The organism is Enterococcus sp. 3G1_DIV0629 (assembly GCF_002141285.1).
GTDB classification, from domain to species: domain Bacteria; phylum Bacillota; class Bacilli; order Lactobacillales; family Enterococcaceae; genus Enterococcus_B; species Enterococcus_B lactis.
Window position 1 is genome coordinate 545,661 of sequence record NZ_NGLI01000002.1, and the last position, 20,562, is coordinate 566,222.

Annotated in this window: 20 protein-coding genes and 1 pseudogene; 16 read left to right on the forward strand and 5 right to left on the reverse strand. The window is 38.6% G+C overall.

Annotated elements, in window-relative coordinates:
• The first annotated feature begins 68 nt into the window (after positions 1 to 68).
• The 9 genes from A5816_RS11385 (at position 69) to msrA (ending at position 9,347) form a co-directional block, all read left to right on the forward strand.
• Positions 69 to 938 carry a carbohydrate ABC transporter permease gene (locus A5816_RS11385; RefSeq protein ID WP_086311366.1) on the forward strand — a complete coding sequence of 290 codons (870 nt, stop codon included), beginning with the start codon at positions 69 to 71 and terminating at the stop codon, positions 936 to 938.
• Positions 935 to 1,771, forward strand: a complete 837-nt coding sequence (locus tag A5816_RS11390) for a carbohydrate ABC transporter permease (RefSeq protein WP_086311367.1) — start codon at positions 935 to 937, stop codon at positions 1,769 to 1,771. Before A5816_RS11385 ends, A5816_RS11390 begins: the two co-directional genes overlap by 4 nt.
• A gap of 26 nt (positions 1,772 to 1,797) precedes the next feature.
• Positions 1,798 to 2,865, forward strand: coding sequence for a zinc-binding alcohol dehydrogenase (locus A5816_RS11395; RefSeq protein WP_086311368.1), 1,068 nt, complete (start codon positions 1,798 to 1,800; stop codon positions 2,863 to 2,865).
• Positions 2,862 to 3,689 carry a sugar phosphate isomerase/epimerase gene (locus tag A5816_RS11400; RefSeq protein ID WP_086311369.1) on the forward strand — a complete coding sequence of 276 codons (828 nt, stop codon included), beginning with the start codon at positions 2,862 to 2,864 and terminating at the stop codon, positions 3,687 to 3,689. Before A5816_RS11395 ends, A5816_RS11400 begins: the two co-directional genes overlap by 4 nt.
• Positions 3,690 to 3,725: 36 nt before the next feature.
• Positions 3,726 to 4,751, forward strand: a complete 1,026-nt coding sequence (locus A5816_RS11405; RefSeq protein WP_086311370.1) for a Gfo/Idh/MocA family protein — start codon at positions 3,726 to 3,728, stop codon at positions 4,749 to 4,751.
• Entirely contained in the window at positions 4,748 to 6,931 is a 2,184-nt protein-coding gene (locus A5816_RS11410) for a glycoside hydrolase family 65 protein (RefSeq protein WP_086311371.1), read from the forward strand. Before A5816_RS11405 ends, A5816_RS11410 begins: the two co-directional genes overlap by 4 nt.
• A complete protein-coding gene (locus A5816_RS11415; protein WP_010733056.1) occupies positions 6,931 to 8,061 on the forward strand; it encodes a glycerate kinase in 1,131 nt (376 codons plus the stop codon). Before A5816_RS11410 ends, A5816_RS11415 begins: the two co-directional genes overlap by 1 nt.
• Positions 8,058 to 8,735: a beta-phosphoglucomutase gene (gene pgmB / locus A5816_RS11420; RefSeq protein WP_086311372.1), complete on the forward strand. Its 678-nt coding sequence runs from the start codon at positions 8,058 to 8,060 to the stop codon at positions 8,733 to 8,735. The genes A5816_RS11415 and pgmB overlap by 4 nt, the downstream gene beginning before the upstream one ends.
• Positions 8,736 to 8,819: 84 nt before the next feature.
• Positions 8,820 to 9,347, forward strand: a complete 528-nt coding sequence (gene msrA / locus A5816_RS11425; RefSeq protein WP_086311373.1) for a peptide-methionine (S)-S-oxide reductase MsrA — start codon at positions 8,820 to 8,822, stop codon at positions 9,345 to 9,347.
• Positions 9,348 to 9,418: 71 nt separating this feature from the next.
• On the opposite strand, the gene A5816_RS11430 is transcribed toward msrA, so the two are convergent.
• On the reverse strand, positions 9,419 to 10,105 hold the full coding sequence (locus A5816_RS11430; protein ID WP_086311374.1) for an A24 family peptidase: 687 nt from the start codon (positions 10,103 to 10,105) through the stop codon (positions 9,419 to 9,421).
• Positions 10,106 to 10,184: 79 nt separating this feature from the next.
• Here A5816_RS11430 and A5816_RS11435 point away from each other — a divergent pair, with 79 nt between their 5' ends.
• The 4 genes from A5816_RS11435 (at position 10,185) to rpsI (ending at position 13,559) form a co-directional block, all read left to right on the forward strand.
• On the forward strand, positions 10,185 to 11,723 hold the full coding sequence (locus A5816_RS11435; protein ID WP_002345621.1) for a gluconokinase: 1,539 nt from the start codon (positions 10,185 to 10,187) through the stop codon (positions 11,721 to 11,723).
• Positions 11,724 to 11,842: 119 nt separating this feature from the next.
• Complete coding sequence (locus tag A5816_RS11440; protein ID WP_002310545.1) at positions 11,843 to 12,310, forward strand: DNA starvation/stationary phase protection protein; 468 nt, start codon at positions 11,843 to 11,845, stop codon at positions 12,308 to 12,310.
• A 412-nt stretch (positions 12,311 to 12,722) separates the two neighbouring features.
• Positions 12,723 to 13,151 carry a 50S ribosomal protein L13 gene (rplM, locus tag A5816_RS11445; RefSeq protein WP_002323724.1) on the forward strand — a complete coding sequence of 143 codons (429 nt, stop codon included), beginning with the start codon at positions 12,723 to 12,725 and terminating at the stop codon, positions 13,149 to 13,151.
• A gap of 15 nt (positions 13,152 to 13,166) precedes the next feature.
• Positions 13,167 to 13,559, forward strand: coding sequence for a 30S ribosomal protein S9 (gene rpsI, locus A5816_RS11450; protein ID WP_002287505.1), 393 nt, complete (start codon positions 13,167 to 13,169; stop codon positions 13,557 to 13,559).
• A gap of 59 nt (positions 13,560 to 13,618) precedes the next feature.
• Here rpsI and A5816_RS11455 read toward each other — a convergent pair.
• The 4 genes and pseudogenes from A5816_RS11455 to A5816_RS11470 form a co-directional block, all read right to left on the reverse strand.
• A pseudogene (locus A5816_RS11455) lies at positions 13,619 to 13,925 on the reverse strand (tyrosine-type recombinase/integrase); the annotation flags it as partial.
• A gap of 646 nt (positions 13,926 to 14,571) precedes the next feature.
• Positions 14,572 to 14,910 (reverse strand): hypothetical protein, encoded by a 339-nt coding sequence (locus tag A5816_RS11460; protein WP_010733060.1) that lies wholly within the window; start codon positions 14,908 to 14,910, stop codon positions 14,572 to 14,574.
• Between the two features lie 21 nt (positions 14,911 to 14,931).
• Complete coding sequence (locus A5816_RS11465) at positions 14,932 to 15,075, reverse strand: class IIb bacteriocin, lactobin A/cerein 7B family (RefSeq protein ID WP_010733061.1); 144 nt, start codon at positions 15,073 to 15,075, stop codon at positions 14,932 to 14,934.
• A 75-nt stretch (positions 15,076 to 15,150) separates the two neighbouring features.
• Complete coding sequence (locus A5816_RS11470; RefSeq protein ID WP_010733062.1) at positions 15,151 to 15,285, reverse strand: hypothetical protein; 135 nt, start codon at positions 15,283 to 15,285, stop codon at positions 15,151 to 15,153.
• A 275-nt stretch (positions 15,286 to 15,560) separates the two neighbouring features.
• On the opposite strand from A5816_RS11470, the gene A5816_RS11475 reads away from it, so the two are divergent.
• From A5816_RS11475 to A5816_RS11485, 3 genes are all read left to right on the forward strand, one after another.
• Positions 15,561 to 17,732, forward strand: a complete 2,172-nt coding sequence (locus A5816_RS11475; RefSeq protein ID WP_010733063.1) for a peptide cleavage/export ABC transporter — start codon at positions 15,561 to 15,563, stop codon at positions 17,730 to 17,732.
• A gap of 454 nt (positions 17,733 to 18,186) precedes the next feature.
• Complete coding sequence (locus A5816_RS11480; RefSeq protein WP_080114483.1) at positions 18,187 to 19,137, forward strand: sensor histidine kinase; 951 nt, start codon at positions 18,187 to 18,189, stop codon at positions 19,135 to 19,137.
• A 1-nt stretch (position 19,138) separates the two neighbouring features.
• A complete protein-coding gene (locus A5816_RS11485; protein ID WP_010733065.1) occupies positions 19,139 to 19,897 on the forward strand; it encodes a LytTR family DNA-binding domain-containing protein in 759 nt (252 codons plus the stop codon).
• Positions 19,898 to 20,562 lie beyond the last annotated feature (665 nt).

Below are 20,562 nucleotides of genomic sequence, written 5' to 3' on the forward strand. Positions count from 1 at the left end.
ATGAAGTTCTGCCAATAGTGACCGAAAAAAGTAGATAGCTATTGGCAGATTATCAGGGGGAGGTTTCAATGAATCGTCCAAGGAAACATTCTGACTTAAAATTAGCCATGGGACTTTTAGCACCAAGCATGCTTTTATTAGCTGTTCTAGTGCTGATCCCAATGCTTTCCAATATTCAGATCAGTTTTTTCGATATGCCACTGAATCCTAATTTAGATGCAGTTTTTATTGGGTTAAACAATTATCTTGAAATTTTAAGTGATAGTGAGTTTTATCGTTCTTTAGGTTTGACAGTTGCCTATACGTTACTAGTCGTAGCAGGCAGTACAGCTTTAGGATTAGCTGTCGCTATTTTACTTAACCGCAAGTTTAGATTTAGGAAAACGGTTCGTTCACTGATCTTATTAAGTTATGTTACGCCATCTATTTCTTTGATTTTTGCTTGGAAATATATGTTCAACAATAGTTATGGAATCGTCAATGATTTGCTAGTAGATAAGTTGCAGCTTTTCAACGAAGCACCGCTGTGGTTCGATCAGCCAGTTGCTAGCTTCTTTATGGTCGTTTTGTTTGCAATCTGGAGATACTATCCGTATGCGTTTATTTCATTTTTGGCTATTTTGCAAACAGTCGACAAAACACTTTATGAAGCAGCAGAAATGGACGGTGCAAATGCTTGGCAGAAGTTCAAGATCGTGACACTGCCGGCAATCAAACCAGTACTAGCAACTGTGATTGTTTTACGATCTATCTGGATGTTCTATATGTTTACAGATGTCTATCTACTGACGAATAAAGTCAATATCTTAGGCGTTTATTTGTATCAAACAGCCTTTGCGTTTAATGATCTTGGAAAAGCAGCAGCTATATCGATCTTGCTATTCATCATTATTGCAGCGGTCGTCTTGCTCTCACGAAAGAAGGTGGACTTAAAATGAAAAATAAAAAGAGCAAGAAAATCTTATTTTATGCGGCGATTCTGTTGCTGTTAGCTGTCAATTTGTTTCCATTTTTGATCATGCTGATGACGTCATTCAAGGATTCACAAGAAGCCATTGCGACGACACAAACTATTTTTCCGAAAGAATGGACTTTTGAACATTATCAGGATATTTTCAATACTGAGATTTTTCCATTCATCATGTATTTCAAAAATAGTTTAGTGATCTCCTTGATAGCCTCCGTAACTGCAGTAGTGATTGGGATCAGCGGGGCATATGCTTTGTCAAAACTACGCTTCAAAGCTCGCTCGAAAATCAATGCTAGCTTTTATACCGTCTACATGTTTTCCGGTATTTTGATCGTTGTCCCGTTATTTAAAATCATTTCCAGTCTAGGTTTGTATGATACCAATACAGCACTGATTATCACGATGGTCGTTCAAACACTGCCTACGGCGATATTCATGCTAAAAAGTTATTTTGATACGATTCCGACCGACATTGAAGAAGCAGCAATGATCGATGGCCTTAGCCGAGTACAGATCATTATTCGGATCATTATACCATTGGCTATTTCGGGAATCATTTCTGTCTTCGTTTATTGTTTTATGGTTTCGTGGAATGATTATTTATTTGCTTCGATTTTCCTGTCGACCTCCGAAAAATTTACTTTACCAATTGGTTTGAACACATTATTCAGTACACCAGACTATATCTGGGGACGAATGATGGCCGCTTCATTGGTGACCGCTTTACCAGTCATTATTATGTATGCGCTATCTGAACGATTCATTAAAGGTGATTTAGTCGAAGGCGGCGTAAAAGGATAAAAAAGAAAAGAAAGAGGAAAGAAAAGATGAAAAAATTAGTTGCATTAGAACCAAGAGTAGCCGGATTCAAAGATTACGAAGACCGTGAGATCGAAAAGAACGAAGTACGTATCCGAGTAATTTTCGCTACTCCAAAACCAGGAACGGAAATTGTAGATTTCAGAGGACTAAGTCCGTTTATCGACGAAGAATTTTCAGAAGAATGGCGCCTATTCATGCCAAGAGAAGAAGGAAGCCAACGCGGTGTGGTATTTGGCGAATTTCAATTAGGAAATATGATTGTCGGTACGATCGAAGAAACGGGCAGTTTGGTGACAGAGTATCAAAAAGGAGAGTTAGTCTGCACTTATGGACCCATTCGTGAAACACTGATTACAAACGGTGTTGATAATTATAAACTACGTAAACTTGATCGGTTGGATCAATGGAAAAATGCAGTATGTTACGATCCCGCTCAATTCGCTTTAGGTGGTATCCGAGAAGCACATGTTCGAGCAGGTGATGCTGTAGCAATCTTCGGTTTAGGCGCTATCGGACAAATTGCGATTCAATTAGCTAAAAAAGCAGGTGCCACTACCATCGTTGGGATCGATCCCATAGCGCAGCGTAGAGAATTAGCAGAAAAATACGGTGCCGATTACACGCTAGATCCTATGAAAGAGGATGTCGGTTTTCGTCTAAAGGAATTGACAGATAAACGTGGTGTAGATTCAGTTATTGAAACGAGTGGCAGTGCTGCCGCATTACAAGCTTCTTTAAGAGGGATCGGCTATGGCGGGATCATTTCTTATGTTGCCTTTGCTAAACCTTTTCCAGCTGGGTTTAATCTTGGTCGCGAAGCACATTTCAATAATGCAAAAATCGTCTTTGCTCGAGCATCTAGTGAACCAAACCCAGATTACCCAAGATGGAACCGTAAACGGATCGAGGACACATGTTGGGAATTATTGATGAACGGTTACTTGGATTGTGAAGAGATCGTTGATCCAGTTGTGCCATTTGCAGAAAGTGCAGAAGCTTACATGCGTTATGTAGATCAGCACCCAGAAGAAAGTATCAAAATGGGTGTTCAAGTACAAGGAGGAGAACAATGAAATTCGGTACGCAAGATCAAGCATTTTTCCCAAGAGACATTTTAGAAAAATTTAGATTTATCAAAGACTGTGGATTTGAAGAATACGAAATCGACGGTAAGTTGTTAATAGAAAATATCGATACAGTCAAACAGGCAATCAAAGAAACAGGGATCCCAGTAGTGACAGCTTGTAACGGCTACGATGGGTGGATCGGTGACTTTATCGAAGAACGGCGTCTTAATGGTGTACGTCAAATTGCTGAGATTTTGCGCGCGCTAAGCGAGGTTGGAGGCAAAGGAATCGTTATTCCAGCAGCTTGGGGAATGTTCACTTATCGATTACCACCGATGGTTTCACCACGAAGCAAAGAAGGAGACTACAAAGCAGTCAGCGAATCACTTCGTTATTTAGACAAAGTAGCCGAAGAAACAGGTACGGTTATTTATTTGGAACCTTTGAACCGATACCAAGACCACATGATCAATTTGTTAGCAGATGCGCGTCATTACATTGACTCCAATCAATTAAAACATGTGCAGATCATCGCTGATTTTTATCATATGAATATTGAAGAAGATGATATTTCAAAAGCATTGACTAAGCAAAAAGAGTATGTGGGACATATCCATTTAGCAGATAATCATCGCTACCAACCAGGATCTGGCGCAATTGATTTTACTCGCCATTTTCAAACGCTGCTTCAAAATAAGTATGAAGGTTATATGGTGTATGAATGTCGTTTGCGAGGAGAAAATGAAGTGAAAATTTATCAAGAATCATTGCAATACTTGAAAAATTGTCTGGAAACAGCGCGTCATTTAAATGATTTAGAGAAAGAATAGAGAAAGAAAAATAATAAGTAAAGGAGGGAGAAACAAATGAAAAAAGTAGCAATCATAGGCGCTGGGCAAGTAGCAGAAAAAGTACATGCTGCTTATTATCAAAAAAGATCAGATGTCTTAGAATTGGCCGCTGTGGTTGATCCAGTTAGCCAGCGAGCAGAAGACTTTTGTCGGCGTACAGGATTTTCTCATGCGTATACGTCAGTTACACAAATGCTGAATGAGATTTCTCCCGATATCGTGAGTGTCTGTACACCCAATCGCTTTCACTTCGAACATGTATTGGCTGCCCTCGAAGCTAATGCTTCAGTGATGTGCGAGAAACCACCAGCTATGACAGCTGATCAAGCAAGAAAGATGGCAGAGACAGCCGATAAACACGGGCAGATTTTGGCTTATGGATTCCAGCATCGTTTTTCTGACGAAGCAACAATGATCAAGAATCATCTTGATGTTCTCGGGGATATTTATTACGTCGAAGCGAATGCGCTTCGACGGTCTGGTGTGCCAGGCTGGGGGACGTTTATCGATAAAGAACTTCAAGGAGGCGGGCCTTTGATCGATTATGGAATCCACATGCTTGATACAGCGATGTATATTACTGGATTTCCTAAAGTAAAAAGCGTTCGGGCTTACAGCTTTCAAAAAATCGGCACGAAAAAAAATTCAGGGAAATTTGGAAAATGGGATCCAAGCAAATTCACAGTAGAAGATGCAATTTTTGGCACACTGGAATTAGAAAACGGCAAGATCATCCAATTGAATACTTCGTTTGCTTTGAATATCAGAGAAGACAAACTGAATGTGGCTTTTTGTGGCGATCAGGCAGGTGCTAATCTGTATCCAGGCGAACTATTCGAAGATGTAGATGGAAAGCTGGTTTCCTTACAAAAGACCACGCCAGTTAATGACCCACATGAACAAAGTATGGCTCATTTTGTGAATCGGGCGCTCGGTGACCAGACTCAGATGATTGCAGATGGTTGGCAAGGGTACATCATCCAGAATTTGGTGGAAAATTTATATCGTTCGGCAGAAACAGGAGAAGTTATTACCTTATGAAAGTAGAAGAAAAACAATTTGATTTAGAGTATATCAATAAGTATGCGAGTCAGATGACCATTGGGAATGGATTTTTGGGTATCAGAGGAAGCCAGGAGGAAGACTATCGGAATCAAGTAAGGGGAATGTTTGCAGCTGGTGTATATAACCGGCCTTTAGGAGCAGAATCAGCCGAGTTAGTGAATCTCCCAGATGTCATCAGATGGGAAATAAAAATCGACGGTGAACATTTTTCTCTTGAAACGATGAAAGTTCTTGCATATGAACGAGCACTAGATTTAGAAACGGGAGAGCTTAAACGCTATGCGCTCATTGAAACTGCTCAAGGAAAAAAAGTGGAAGTCATCACTTGCCGTGTTGCTGATCAAAATAATCTCCATCAGGCAGCCCTGAAAGTGGTTATCAAGCCGTTGACCGAAGACTGCCAAGTAGATGTGAAAACGGGTATCGATGGACAGCAAACTAATTTTGGTACACAGCAGTTGGTTGAAAAAGAACTGCGAGTATTTGGTGACGATTTGATCAGTGCTTCCTACCAGACAACAGAAAGTAAAATTGATATCGGGATTGCAGCCAAGTTCAATAAAGCAGGTGTGTTCCAAGCAAAAAATCGCCGGATCACCGCTTCTTTTTCAGAAAAGGTCAGAAAAAATACGTTCTTTACGCTAGAGAAGACCATCGTGCTCTCTACCTCTCTTCAGCAAACAGACCCATTTGAGAAAAGCATTGTCCAAGCACAGAAAAGCGTTAGTTATACAGAAATTTTAGAGCAGTCGATGGCTTATTGGGCAGATTTTTGGCATCAGCATCGGATAACGATCCAAGGCGATTCTTCTTTCGATCAGTTAGCGATGGACTTCTCTGCTTACCATTTACAGATTATGACTCCCCGCAATGATCCAAGTGTCAGTGTAGGGGCGAAGGGACTAACTGGCGAAGGTTATAAAGGTCATGTTTTCTGGGATACAGAAATTTTTATCCTGCCTTTCTTTTTATACCAGTTTCCTGAAGTAGCAAGGAATTTGCTGCTGTACCGTTATGATCGATTAGAAGGCGCACGGCAAAAAGCAAGAGATCATCACTATCAAGGTGCACTTTTTCCGTGGGAGAGCGCGCACACTGGTCAGGAAGAGACACCCAAATTTGCTGCATTGAATATCAAAACCGGAACAAGACAAGAAGTTGCTTCAGCTGCCGCAGAACACCATATCAGTGCAGACCTTGCTTATGCCGTTCAAGAGTATGTCCAAGCAACAGAGGATCAATCGTTTTTAGAAACAAAGGGAAAAACGCTCATTCATGAAACAGCAGCTTTTTGGCTGAGCAGAGCTGTAAAAGTCGATGATCATTTAGAGATACACAGAGTCATTGGTCCAGATGAATACACAGAATATATCGACAATAATGCATATACGAACTATCTGGCGCATTATAATGTGGCCTTAGCTGTCAAATATCAAGCTGGCGATCCGCTTTTTTTGAAAGAATGTCAAAATTTTTTAGACAAGTTATATTTGCCAGTGCCTAACAAAGAACAGCTGATTCCGCAAGATGACACGTATCTCAGCAAGCCAGTTATTGATTTGACCACTTACAAAGAACGTCCTGGCAGCCAATCTATTTTACTTGATTATGCCCGTAGCGAAGTAAATGAACTCCAAGTCAGCAAGCAAGCAGATCTTGTTATGTTGTTATACCTATTGCCTGAGTATTTTTCTCAACCAATCGTTTCTAAGAATTTGCGTTACTATGAGAACAAAACGATCCACGACTCATCGTTGAGTAAAGCGATTCACGCCATAGAGGCTTGCCGTATCCAAGAAATGGAATGGGCGTATCGTTTATTCCAAGACGCGTGCCTGATTGATTTAGGACCAGATCCGCATTCCTCAGATGACGGGATTCATGCTGCTTCATTAGGAGCACTATGGCTAGCAGTTATATTTGGTTTTTCAGGTATTACAGTAACGAATGGAACTCTTTCAGTTTCTCCAAGACTTCCTTCAGCATGGGGAAAAATTTCTTTTCCTTTTATTTGGAAAAATCACAGGTTGCTGTTCGTCTTGACAAAAAAACAAATAGTAATAAAAAAAGAGACGAAAGAAACATTACCTATTTTTGTCAATGGAGACCAATACCAGCTGGAAAAAGAACTGATCTTGGAACGGAGGGAAAAATAATGCGTATTCTGATTGCGCCAGATTCTTTCAAAGAAAGTCTGACAGCCTTAGAGGCAGCACAAGCCATTCGATCAGGTTTCCAAGAAGTTTTTGTTCAGGCTGAATATGATCTGCTACCCATAGGCGATGGAGGGGAAGGAACGGTTTCAACTTTAGCAGACAGTTTGAGGTTGAAGCAGCAAACAGCAGTCGTTACTAATGCATTTGGCAAAAACAAAGAAATCCAGTACGCTTCAGACGGTCAAACCGCGATTTTTGAAATGGCAGAAATCGTCGGATTGAAAGATGTCCCATTAAACCAACGACAGCCACTTAGGTTATCCACGCGAGGAGTAGGAGAACTGATTCGACAATTGTTGCAACAAGGTGTTCGACACATCATCATCGGCGTTGGCGGAAGTAGTACCAACGATGGCGGCATCGGCATGGCAGAAGGCCTAGGTTATGCTTTTTACGATCAAGATAATCAAAAAGTAGAAGCACTGGGAGAAAATCTAGGTAAAATTGCTACAGTCGATAAAACGAACGTGCCTATCGAGTTGACTAAAGCCAAAATCACTGTCATTACTGATGTTACTAATCTTTTATGCGGAAAAGAAGGCGCTTCTTTTGTTTTCGGACCACAAAAAGGCTTGAAAGAAAATGAACTAGCAGTAGCTGACCAAGCCATGCATGATTTTTACATGAGATTTGCCCCTCAAGTAATCGAGGTATCGGGCAGTGGTGCTGGTGGTGGCATGGGTGCAGGACTATTAGCATTTGCTTCAGGGAAAATAGTCTCTGGCATCGACTACGTATTGGATTTGCTGGAGTTCGATAAACGGGTACAGCAAGCAGATCTCGTAATCGTAGGCGAAGGGCGTCTGGATGGACAAAGTCTAAAAGGAAAAGCGCCAGTTGGGATTGCTAGAAGAGTACCAGAGGGCGTTCCTGTGATAGCTATTTGCGGAAGTGTTGGTAAAGGAAGCGAAAAAGCAGCAGATGTTGGCATTTCGGCCGTTTTTCCGATCCTTCCTGCAGCTGTCCCTTTACAAGAAGCTTTACAGCAAGCCACTGATAATCTGCATCGTACAGCTAAAAACATCGCATCTTTACTTCAAGTCGTTCATTTTCAAGGAGGAAATCGATGAAAATCAAAGCAGCACTATTCGATTTAGATGGCGTTCTTGTAGACACAGCTCGTTATCATTACGAAGCGTGGCTGGTTTTAGCTAACCAACTGTCTATTCCATTCACTGAGAAAGAAAACGAGCAGCTGAAAGGGATATCCAGAACCGAGTCACTGGAGCGATTGCTGTCATTTGGAAAAATGGAACAGAAATTCTCAGAAAAAGAGAAATCAGCCTTTGCTGAGCAAAAAAACAATCTATATCTTCAAGCGATTCAAAAAATGGATGAAACCTCCGTTTTGCCTGGTGCAATAGCTGTTCTTGAGTACTTGAAAAAAATAAACATCAAGATTGGATTGGGATCAGCAAGCAAAAATGCACGCCTCATTTTAGAAAAAACGAATTTGACAAGTTATTTTGATGTCATTATTGACGGCACGCAAGTATCAAAAGCAAAACCTGATCCAGAAGTTTTTCTCAAAGGAGCACAGCAATTGAATGTACCGCCAAATGCATGCTTGGTCATTGAAGATTCAGAAGCTGGCTGTCAAGCAGCTTTGGCTGGTAACATGCATGTATTGGGAATAGGTGAAAACATAAATCTTCCTTCTGCTGAATATGTGATTCCTGATTTAACCGTTTTTGATCAAGTACGTTCGTTTTGGCATTTATCAGAAGCCGTATCACGTGTATAATAGTTTCCGTTTTTTCTGTCACAAGCAAAACGTTATCCTCCTTTTGGAAATCAAGGTATGATGAGAAAAAAGGGAGGATTTTATATGACAAAAAAAGCAGTTTTCGCAGGCGGATGCTTTTGGTGTATGGTCAAACCATTTGAAGAGCAGCCAGGGATCATTTCTGTGACATCCGGTTATACAGGCGGGCATGTACCAAATCCAACTTACGAACAAGTAACAACAGGCACAACAGGGCATACAGAAGCCGTAGAGATCGAATATGACCCAGAAGTTATTTCTTATAATCAGTTGGTGGAAATCTATTGGCAGCAAACCGATCCGACTGACGCGTTAGGACAGTTCGCTGATCGTGGTGATTCTTATCGACCAGTGATCTACTATAGTGATGAAGAAGAACGAAGCATTGCAGAGCGTTCAAAACAAGCATTGCAAGACAGCGGGCGATTCGATAAGCCAATCGTGACAAAAATCGAACCAAGAAGCGAATTTTATCCTGCAGAAGATTACCATCAGGATTATTACAAGAAAAACAAGCTCCATTACAATCTTTATCGAGAAGGTTCTGGACGTGCCGGTTTCATTCGTCGACATTGGGGAGGCAAGAAATAAGAAGCCGAAAAAGCTACTTTTGGAACACCGTATATCAGAGGTTGTGACAAGTCGTTTGTCACAACCTTTTTTCAATACCTAAGATGAAGGACAATCAGCAATGCACTACTCAAAAAAGGAATGAAAGGCAGCTTTTCCAACTTTTTTTTATGACAGATAAAGTAAACAGAAAAAACGGTTATTCCAAACAGGCTAGCCAGAAACAAGACCCGAAGCAACTCTTCCAGAGGCAAGCCCCCACTCCAAGAAAGCACCAACAGAGTATCGCCAGCTCCGAGATAGGATTGACCATAGCGAAGGCTTGCACTGCCTACGATGAACGTTAACAGCACACTTTGCCATTGGAAAACGCCGGCCTGCAACCAAAAAATCCATAAGACTGCCCAAGAGCAGAATAGCGTGTGAGAATGGACCATAAAGTAAAACAAGTCCATCAACGAAAATAGCAAAGCCGAAAGCACCCAAATGAACGTCGAAAAATTTCTTGCGGAAGAAAAAGTAAAGAACCAGGCAAAAAGACCACCACATAAGACTTCTGCCAACAAATAGTAGAAGGGCAACCGACACCGGCAATAGCGGCAGCGAAAACGTTGGACGATGATCGAGAGAATCGGAATCAATTCATACCAAGAAAGCGAACGACAGCATTTGACACAATGGGATCTAGGATAAATAATAGAGTGACCTAACGGAATCCGCTGGGCGGTTAAACATAAAAATGACCCGATACAGCAACCAATGATAAAATAAAGTAACACGCCATCTCCCCCTTTTCAAAACCAAGATACGCAAGCTTAAACTAAATTTTTGTACATACATAAAATTTGAGGTGAAAAAATGAACGTTTCAATCGGATTAGATATCGGAACCACACAAACCAAAGCAGTTGCTTTCACAGATGAAGCCCAAGAAGCAGCATCCGCTTATTTTCGCTACCCTTTGATCCAAGAAACACAAGGGATGGCAGAACAAGATCAGGAATTGATCTTTCAAGGCGTATGCACCGTTATAAAAGAAGTAATTAAACAGTTGCCTTCAGACACGACCATTCAATTTGTCTCCTTCTCCTCTGCGATGCATAGCCTGATATTGTTGGATGAAGAGAAAACACCGTTATCTCGAATGATCACTTGGGCAGATAACCGAGCAGCGGACGAAGCAGAAAAACTGAAATATACCGTGCTTGGCAAAGAATTTTATCGGCAGACTGGGACACCGATTCATCCAATGACACCATTGAACAAAATCAAGTGGCTGCAAAACAGCCAACCTGAATTATTCAAAAAAACAGCTTATTTTGTCGGTATCAAAGACTATATCTTTTATAGATTGTTTGGCGAACTCATCAGCGACTACGGAACAGCTTCAGGAACTGGATACTTTGATATCCATGAATTCCAATGGGCAGAAGAAGTGCTTGACTACTTGGACATTCGGACAGAACAATTGCCGCAAGTATTTCCTTCCACCTATCAAGTAACAGGTCTACCGTCAGAAACAGCAGCAGAACTAGGTTTGCCAAATGATATATCATTTGTTTTGGGAGGGGCAGACGGACCGCTTTCTAATCTAGGGTTAGGTGCTTTTGGTGATACGATCGCCGCTTTGACCGTAGGAACGAGCGGAGCACTTCGTTTTATTACTACTCAGCCTCAGTTCCATCCAGAAATGGAGACGTTTTGTTATGTTCTGGATCAGAAACATTGGGTAGTGGGAGGAGCGACTAGCAATGGAGCTGGCATCTTTGATTGGGCAGGGCATACATTTTTACAGGAAGTCGTTCAATCTGCTAAAGAAAAAGGTGAAAATCCATATGATGCACTGCTTTCGGCTATCGCTTTTGTGCCAGCGGGTGCCAATGGTCTGATTTTTCATCCCTATTTGCTTGGCGAGCGAGCACCGCTTTGGGACGCAGATGCGTTTGGCAGTTTTATCGGCTTACAGCGGCAACATACAGAAAAAGAAATGATGAAGGCGATTCTAGAAGGAATCTGTCTCAACCTTTATAGGATTTTAAAAGGAGTTTGCCAAGAAAATCAGCTCACAGAGATCCGTGCTACAGGCGGGTTTGCTCAATCTCCGATTTTTCGTCAGATGATGGCTGATGTACTGGGTTACCCGCTTGTTTTCCCTACTGTCACAGAAGCATCCGCATTAGGAGCTGTGATTTTAGGCTGGCGAAGCATCGGAAAGATTCAAAGTATCAGTGAAGCACAGGAATTGATAGAATTGAAAGAGCAAGTCGGAGTACAAGAAAACGATCATAAAAAATATCAGAAAATCTATCCATTATTTGTTTCGACACAAAAGCATTTAGCACAGACTTATCAGCAATTTGCTCAACTGCGAGAAGAATTAGCTGATTCTGAAAAATGATTGGCTTTACGGATAAAAAAGCGAAATGAAAATCGTTCTCAGGTAAATGATTTTGTTGTACTTTTCATTGAAAGTCTACTATTATTTTAAGTGTAAGAAAATGTTAGGAGGCAAGAAAGATGAAATTCCAACAAACCAAAGAAGTATTAAATCAATTAGTTGCAGATCTAAGCCAAATGTCTGTTGTTGTTCACCAAACACATTGGTACATGAGAGGTCCAGGTTTCCTTACATTGCACCCAATGATGGATGAGTTCATGGATGATTTGAACGCTCAGTTAGATGAAGTATCCGAACGCTTGATCACATTAGACGGTTCACCTTATTCTACATTGCGTGAATTTGCAGATAACACGAAAATCCCTGATGAAGTAGGACGTTGGGACCGCACGATTCCTGAACGTTTGGAAACACTTGTTGCAGGCTACCGTTATCTAGCAGATCTTTACCAAAAAGGAATCGAAGTTTCTGGAGAAGAAGGCGACGATCCAACACAAGATATCTTTATCGAATTCAAAACAGCCACAGAAAAACGTATCTGGATGATCCAAGCTCATCTAGGCAAGGCGCCAGAGATCGACGCGTAAAAACTGTTGTTGAACTTGACCGAAAAAGAGGTTGTGAAATCAGCGTTTTGACCTGAGTATTAGAGAAACAAACGTCAAAATAGTTCCTCATATTTTGCCGTTTTTTGAGCTAATACCGAGGGTCAGCTGATTGAACACCGTTTATTCAAAATAAGGGGTTGTGACAAGACTTTTGTCACAGCCTCTTTTTGTTTTTCATTTTGGCAGGAAACGACCCTTTTATATAAAAGAAAGAAAAAGAAGTAAAGTTTCATATAAATTTTTCAATCAAGCAGAAAAACGTTGACATTGACTAGATTAGCGGGTAATATGTTAAATGGTATTGTTTGCCCCACAAAGAGCCCCGGAAACTCGAAGTGTATGTCAAACATCAGAACTTAAATTGGAGGAAAATAACGTGCGTACAACATATATGGCCAAACCAGGCGAAGTAGAACGTAAATGGTATGTAGTAGACGCAACTGATGTTCCATTGGGACGTCTTTCAACAGTTGTTGCATCTGTACTACGTGGTAAAAATAAACCAACTTTCACACCTCATTTGGATACTGGCGATTTCGTCATCGTCATCAATGCAGACAAAGTGAAATTAACAGGTAAAAAAGCGACTGACAAAATTTATTACCGTCACAGCAACTACCCAGGAGGATTGAAATCAATCACTGCTGGCGAATTGCGTGCTAAAAATTCTCGTCGTTTGATCGAAACTTCTGTAAAAGGTATGCTTCCTAAAAACACTTTAGGCCGCAAACAATTTACAAAATTGAACGTATACGGTGGAGCAGAACATCCACATGCAGCACAACAACCAGAAGTTTTAGACATCACAAACTTAATCTAATAGGAGGGAATTTCATTGGCACAAGTTCAATATATCGGCACAGGCCGTCGTAAAAACGCAGTTGCTCGCGTACGTCTAGTACCAGGAACTGGCAAAATTACTGTAAATAAAAAAGATGTTGAAGAATACATTCCACATGCTGACTTGCGTGAAGTAATCAATCAACCTTTCGCTGTTACTGAAACAAAAGGCGCATATGACGTATTTGTTAACGTAAACGGCGGAGGATACGCTGGACAATCAGGAGCTATCCGTCATGGTATCGCTCGTGCATTGCTAGAAGTTGATCCTGACTTCCGTTTAGCGCTTAAACGTGCTGGCTTACTTACTCGTGACGCACGTATGGTCGAACGTAAAAAACCAGGTCTTAAGAAAGCTCGTAAAGCTTCACAGTTCTCAAAACGTTAATCAATTCCTTATTGGATCAACGTTTACAAGAGTTTTTTGGTTCAAGTTGGTTCAAATTATCAATTTGACAAAGAATCTAAGAGGTTTAAAGCATCAGCATCTTGCTGGTGCTTTTTTTCTGGCATCAATTCAAGATAATAGTTCTGCGTTGTTTGAATATTGATATGACCTAAGCGTTTTGATACATAGGCAATATCAATATCTTGTGAAAATAGAAAAGAAGCATGAGTGTCTCTTAGGCCGTGGAAGGTAGTTTTTGGAATATCTAGTTTTTTTCAGTAATCTGGCGAGCTTAGCAGATTGTTGAAAGCCGTCAGGATCAAAAAAATATCCATTATCCTTAATCGGGACAGATTTTAGAACATCCTATACTTCTTTGTTAAAAGAACAGATTTTGAAGAAATATTATATTTTCTAATCACGCTTCTTTTACTTTCCCCTCCCAACAGGGTATCTTCAACTGCTGCTTGTTTTGTCTCTTCGGTGTAAAAGTACCTTTTCCTATAGGGTAGAAGTGCCTCTTCTCCATATGCCTGATATTTGCGAACTCAATCGGATAAAGTATCCGTTAGGAATTCCGCTTTTCTTAGAAATAAAGTTTATGGCTTTCTTTTTTTCAATAATTTCATTAATCCAAAAAAGCCTTTCTTCCAAACTACTCTTGTTTATAGTCATAACAAAAACACTCCTTACTGAAGTTGAACTAGATTTTTTATTTTCTAGTGTCTACTTCATAGGGAGTGTATCACTCTGGCAGGTTAACGGTCTATTTTTTGACTAGATATTTTCGCCACCGTCTTAAATGGGCTACTTAAGGACTATGTTGACGCACAGTTTTTTTCGCAATTAGTATAGCATAATTGACTTCATTTTTACAAAAGAGAAAATCATCCATTGCGCTTCGCTAGTTTTTTTCTAAGAAATAAATTAACATTTCGAAATAAAAATATCCATTGTTCTCAACTCTACCCGATTTGTTATAGTTCATCAAATGATTAAATGAACATGCATTCTACATCTTTGATATGATTTCTTCAATTTTATAAAGCTTAGAAGATGCTATACCAGTTCCTAGTACTGTGTAGTTTTTTAATTGTTTCGGAGTGACTTGAGTAGCTTCATATATATTTTCTTGTAGAGTAGTATCGATCCTATTTAAATAATCCACAATTAATTTGCGCTGTTTCTTTTTTCTGATCTGAACCGGTAGAGTAGTTAAGACTACTATGCCGATTGAAAAAACCGACATCGCTAAACTATTCAAGAATGTATTTGAAAAGTATATTACTGCCAGCCCAATTATTGCAATAGAAGCTGTTAAAAAGAAATCCTTTTTTTGATTCTTCGGCATAGTAATCCTCCTTATAAAGATTTATTTTTGTGAAATCCAGTCTTGTCCTGCACCGACTAATCCACCTGCCACGCAGCTACCCACGACTGATCCCCAATTAGTTTTACCTCCAAAAATTCCCATCATTTCTTGATCTGTTAATAATGTAATATTTGCAGTTTTCATTTTCATATCCTCCTTATTGTCCTAAAAATCCACCAATGCATACCGCTGACCCAGCAATGACCCCGACATGTGCACCTACGAAAGCTCCAGCGGGACCCCCTGCGTACCAGCAATCCCCCAACTACCAATTGCTTGCAAGCATTGTTTAGCAGTATAGCCACCGACTACTAGTACCAATTCTTCTTTGCTTAAACTTTGAACGTTTTTCATAGTAAAACTTCCCATATAATTTTTATTACGAAAAAAATATATCATTCGAATTGAATTTTTAAGATAAATTATCTCAAGATGACATTATTCTGTACTGAAATGTAAACGAGCCTATCCATCTGTGTCTTTTTAGTGTAATTTTTACTCATTTATCGTTTCAGCTGTAATTCTATTCACTTTAGGATATGAATGAGTGATTTCAGGACAATTCTGAATAATATTATATGAATAGAAGTATATTTACCATATTAAGTGCTAGAGAAGGTGTACGTACAATGAGAAAAATAAAGTTGATTAAGCAACATGATGAAAAAGATTGTGGTGTTGCCTGTCTTTCTATGGTCCTAAATTATTATGATACGAGCGTTCCTATCAGTAAATTACGTTTAATGTCCGGGACAAACAGCCAAGGTACTTCAGCCTTTGGATTAGTCCAAGCATTAAACGATTTCCAATTTCAAACACAGGTTTTTCAAACTGATGGATCAATTTGGAAGGAAGAAGACTTGCCCTATCCATTGATTGCCCACGTAATCATTGATGGAGCATTCTTCCATTACGTTGTCGTTTATGGAATGAAAAATGGAAAGTTGCTTCTGGCAGATCCGGCTAAAGGAAAAATAGAACGAACGCCAGAAGAGTTTGCTTCTATATGGACAGGAATCTTATTAACTACTGCTCCTACTGAGAATTATCATCCCATACAAGATAAATCAAATGGATTGTTCTCTTTTGTGCCCATATTGGCAAGTCATAAGAAGACAATTGCCGGTATTGTACTTCTTTCTTTTATATTAACCGGATTTGGCATCATAGGTTCTTATTACTTTCAAGTGATAATTGATCGAATTGTTCCTTCAAGATCTGTTAACTTATTAGAAATCATCTCAATAGGTCTTTTGTCAATGTATGTGATACAAACACTATTCCAGTATTTTAAACAGTATCTTTTAATTAAGTTAGGACAACAGCTAAGTTCTTCAATTATGCTGAAGTATTTCAACCATGTTTTAAATTTACCAATGAACTTCTTTTCAACAAGAAAATCAGGGGAGATTGTCTCAAGATTTTTAGATGCCAATAAAATCATCGATGCCTTGGCGAATGCGACACTATCCCTATTTTTAGATGTGTCCATGGTTATAATTATTGGAACTGCTTTATTTTTACAAAATCATCTTTTGTTTTTAATTAGTTTCAGTACACTTCCAATTTACGGCTTAATCGTCTTTCTATTCATGAAACCATTTGATCGAACAAATGAAGAGCAAATGGAATCTGGTGCTGTAGTCAATTCTCAGATTATTGAAAGCTTGAAAGGGATAGAGACAATAAAGTCCTTTAATGCGACAGATCAAGTATTTGAGAAAGTTCAGAGTCAATTCAAAGAGATGATGGATAAATCATTCAAAAATGCGAATCTTGATAACCTACAATCGAACTTAAAAACGGCGCTTCAAGTAATAGGTTCTACCACGTTACTGTGGATAGGTACGTACTTAGTAATCGAAGGGAGCTTGTCTATTGGGCAATTGATTACTTATAATGCCCTGATGTCTTTCTTCACAACACCTTTGCAAAACATCATTAATCTTCAGGTAAAGATTCAAACGGCTAAAGTAGCTAACGATCGATTAAACGAGGTTTTCTTTCTGGATCGAGAATTTCTGGGTGAGGCAACCAGTCAACAAATGAATAACGTTGAATTGTTTACGAAAGAGCCATTAATCGAAGTAAAGGACTTATCCTTTGCCTATGGATTCGACGAAAATGTTCTAAATGATCTTTCCTTTTCAATTAAATCAAATGAGAAAGTAGCAATCGTTGGAATGAGTGGATCAGGAAAATCGACTTTAGCTAAATTGTTCGTGAACTTCTATACTGCTCAAAAAGGCAAAATACAAATTCAAGGAAAATCTATTCAAGATATTCCAAGAATCGATTTGAGAAATAAGATCGGGTATGTGTCACAAGAAACCTTCTTTTTTAGTGGCAGCATCTTTGAAAACTTGATTTTTGGTTTAGACTATCAACCCACGGAGGAACAGATTATTTGGGCATGTGAAATGGCTCAGATAAAAGAATATATTGAAGGACTTCCCCTTCAATTCCAGTCTCCTATTGAAGAAGGTGCCAGCAATCTTTCAGGTGGTCAGAAACAGCGTTTAGCTCTTGCGAGAGCGTTGTTAAAGAACTCAGAAATTCTCATCCTCGATGAAATAACTAGCGGTTTAGATACTCGCTCAGAGCATCAAATAATTCAAAATTTGATGAACCTAGAGGATAAAACCATTCTGTTTATCGCCCATCACTTATCCATTGCAAAAGATTGTGATCAGGTATTTGTCTTAGATAAAGGGCAGCTTGTCGAATCTGGAACTCATACCCAATTAAGAGCACTAAATGGGACCTATGAAGAACTTTGGGAAATGATGGCAATTGCTTAAAAAAGGAACAATATAGAGCATTATAAACATTCTGCCTATTTTTATTGATTCTTGTTATAATTAGATATCTATAATAATAGGGAAGTGTTATATGGTTTTTGTAGATTCTTTCTCGTATTTTTTTAAAGAATTATTTGATCTGTTGCTGTTTCTATTCATGATTGGGCTACTAACAAATATTCGAAAAAAATCATTCTATTTTGCTCTACTTATATTCCTTTTTCCACTCACATTACTTTCAGTAACAGATGCACTTTTGACTGGAATAGCCCTGATATCTTTAATTGTGATACTAAGATTTAAGTCTTGGCGAAAGGAACCAGAAGTCAAATTTACCGAGTTATTAGGTCTTTTGCTTTCCTTAACGATTTATAGCATAGTACCACTCTTTTCATCCATCATTATATCTAGAATCTTTAAACTCGAATTCAACGTATTGAATGAACGAGGACCTTTGTTAGTAGTTATTTTGATTGGATTTGATTGGATTCTGTCAATCATCATTGCGTTGACAATAAAATCAAAGGTAATGAAACGTTCAATTCCTTCCGAAGAAGCAAAAGTGTATTGTATGCAGCTGGGAATATTTTTGACGTTTGTCTATTTGTTTGGAGAAGTATTAAGAAGGATGCAGATACTAGGCATTTTTCAAATCGTAATGATCAGTTTTTTAGTTACTCAATTCTCGGTTACGATGTATTTTACTTATCTTACTTTGAAAAAGAATCACGAAAAAACTGAATTGAGCAACCTTAAAGAACAGATGGAAATGATGCGAGTCTATACTGCGGACATTGAGAGAAACTATCAGGAACTGCGTAAATTCCGCCATGACTATAAAAATATGCTACTAGGTCTCAAGGCAATGCAAAATGAATCTGCGATCGATGAAGGGTATTTAAATAAGATGATCGATTATTCTCATCAGATGATAGATAACAGTGTGATGCGTTTTTCAGGACTAAGCAACTTAAAAGTAGACTCCGTAAAATCCTTGATGGTAGCAAAGTTAATCCATGCAGAACAATCTGGCATTGAGGTAAATTTTGAATGTCTTATTCCAATAGCAAACATCAATATGGATGAAATCAAACTTGTCCGAATCTTAGGTATATTAATCGACAATGCGGTGGAAGCAGCAATTGAATCAGAAGAAAAAAAAATAAACACATTGTTCATTGATTCCACAGATTCGATTGAGATTTCAATTGAAAATTCTTTCCTTGGCAAGTTGCCTTCTTTATCAGAGATGAAAAAAGTAGGATTTAGTAAAAAGGGAAAGGACAGGGGACTAGGCTTATCCAATGCTCAGGATATCCTTACTTCGGCCAAGCAAGCTGACCTAGCACATTACTCAAATCAAGGAATGTTTGTTTCTATACTAACTATAAGAAAGAGTGAATAATATGACATTACCAATTATTCTCTGTGAAGATGACATAATTTTGATGTCTCATTACAAGGCAATCATCGATAATTGGGTCATGATCAATGATTATGATATGCAACTGGTTTTAGCAACGACTGACCCGGGAGATATTTTCTTGTATTTATCAAAAAACAAGGTAACAAATAGTTTGTACTTTTTGGATATCGATCTTGGAAAACATTTAGATGGAATTGATGTCGCACAACGTATTAGAACTGATAACGAGTTCGCTCAAATCGTCTTTATCACTTCTCATCAAGAGTTGGCAATGGAGACGTTAAAACGACAAATAGCACCGTTAGATTATATTGTTAAGGACGAACAAAGTGAAAAAGGACAAATAGAATATGTATTAGATGGACGCCACAAGTTAACATTTGTAGATAATAGAACCAATGAACGTCATCTATCCTTTATGATTGGTGCAAGGAATTTTAGAGTGGATATTACTTCGATTTATTTCTTAGAAACGTCGGTTACGCCTCATAAAATTATATTATACGGCGAAAACATGATGTATGAATTTTATGGGAAGTTGAATGATTTAGAAAAAGAATATCCTGAATTACTTCGTGTTCATAAGTCGTTTCTAATCAATCCAAATAAAGTGATTTCTGTAGATTATAAGAGTAGAACGATATTCTTTCCAGAAGAGTATTCTTGTAGGTTCCCATTGGCAAAAAACAAAATCTTAAGAAAAACCTTAGATAGCATTGAAAGATCAGTTCGTAAATAGGTGCGTTACTATGATATAACGATAGATAGAACGATAAACAGGAATAATTAGCGAATTTAGGTAAATGATGCTGCACTAACTTAGTGGCGGCTTGTAATTTATTCTTGTTTTTTTCATTCAAGTCCCTTAATTAGAATACATTACCCAATATCTATTTGTGTCTTTAGATATTCTCAATTTGAATAACTAATTGTAATTTAACATTAAACTGTAATAGATTGAAAAACTCAAGAACCTGCGCTCTTGAGTTTTTTCTATTGCGGAATCATCTTTTAAGAAAAAATCATAAAATAGCACCTTTTTGAACTCAAAATAGGTCTTCAGTTCAAGAAATAAATTGTTGATTGCCAGATATAAGTTACTAAATAATCATAGGAAAAAATATACAACTGTCATCAAGCAGAAGGAGAGTGGTTCAGATAATTCATTGAAAAACATTACCAAAAGAGCAATAAAAAAAAGGAGGAACTCCTGGTGGATTTGATATTATTTCAGGTGGTCCACATGTTACTCAAGATGTTTTTAATTCAATAAAAAAACTATTCTAAGTAGAAATGGGGGAACCAAATGAATAAAAAAAATTCTCTATTTAGTATAGTAGTATTTTTTTCATCACAATTGGACTTTCTTTTTCTCCACAAAATTCATTTGCGGATGAGAATAGA

Coding starts and splice junctions, on each gene's coding strand:
- A5816_RS11385 (WP_086311366.1), top strand. CDS start 69: ATGAATCGTCCAAGGAAACATTCTGACTTAAAATTAGCCATGGGACTT.
- A5816_RS11390 (WP_086311367.1), top strand. CDS start 935: ATGAAAAATAAAAAGAGCAAGAAAATCTTATTTTATGCGGCGATTCTG.
- A5816_RS11395 (WP_086311368.1), top strand. CDS start 1,798: ATGAAAAAATTAGTTGCATTAGAACCAAGAGTAGCCGGATTCAAAGAT.
- A5816_RS11400 (WP_086311369.1), top strand. CDS start 2,862: ATGAAATTCGGTACGCAAGATCAAGCATTTTTCCCAAGAGACATTTTA.
- A5816_RS11405 (WP_086311370.1), top strand. CDS start 3,726: ATGAAAAAAGTAGCAATCATAGGCGCTGGGCAAGTAGCAGAAAAAGTA.
- A5816_RS11410 (WP_086311371.1), top strand. CDS start 4,748: ATGAAAGTAGAAGAAAAACAATTTGATTTAGAGTATATCAATAAGTAT.
- A5816_RS11415 (WP_010733056.1), top strand. CDS start 6,931: ATGCGTATTCTGATTGCGCCAGATTCTTTCAAAGAAAGTCTGACAGCC.
- pgmB (WP_086311372.1), top strand. CDS start 8,058: ATGAAAATCAAAGCAGCACTATTCGATTTAGATGGCGTTCTTGTAGAC.
- msrA (WP_086311373.1), top strand. CDS start 8,820: ATGACAAAAAAAGCAGTTTTCGCAGGCGGATGCTTTTGGTGTATGGTC.
- A5816_RS11435 (WP_002345621.1), top strand. CDS start 10,185: ATGAACGTTTCAATCGGATTAGATATCGGAACCACACAAACCAAAGCA.
- A5816_RS11440 (WP_002310545.1), top strand. CDS start 11,843: ATGAAATTCCAACAAACCAAAGAAGTATTAAATCAATTAGTTGCAGAT.
- rplM (WP_002323724.1), top strand. CDS start 12,723: ATGGCCAAACCAGGCGAAGTAGAACGTAAATGGTATGTAGTAGACGCA.
- A5816_RS11460 (WP_010733060.1), bottom strand. CDS start 14,910: ATGCCGAAGAATCAAAAAAAGGATTTCTTTTTAACAGCTTCTATTGCA.
- A5816_RS11465 (WP_010733061.1), bottom strand. CDS start 15,075: ATGAAAACTGCAAATATTACATTATTAACAGATCAAGAAATGATGGGA.
- A5816_RS11470 (WP_010733062.1), bottom strand. CDS start 15,285: ATGAAAAACGTTCAAAGTTTAAGCAAAGAAGAATTGGTACTAGTAGTC.
- A5816_RS11475 (WP_010733063.1), top strand. CDS start 15,561: ATGAGAAAAATAAAGTTGATTAAGCAACATGATGAAAAAGATTGTGGT.
- A5816_RS11485 (WP_010733065.1), top strand. CDS start 19,139: ATGACATTACCAATTATTCTCTGTGAAGATGACATAATTTTGATGTCT.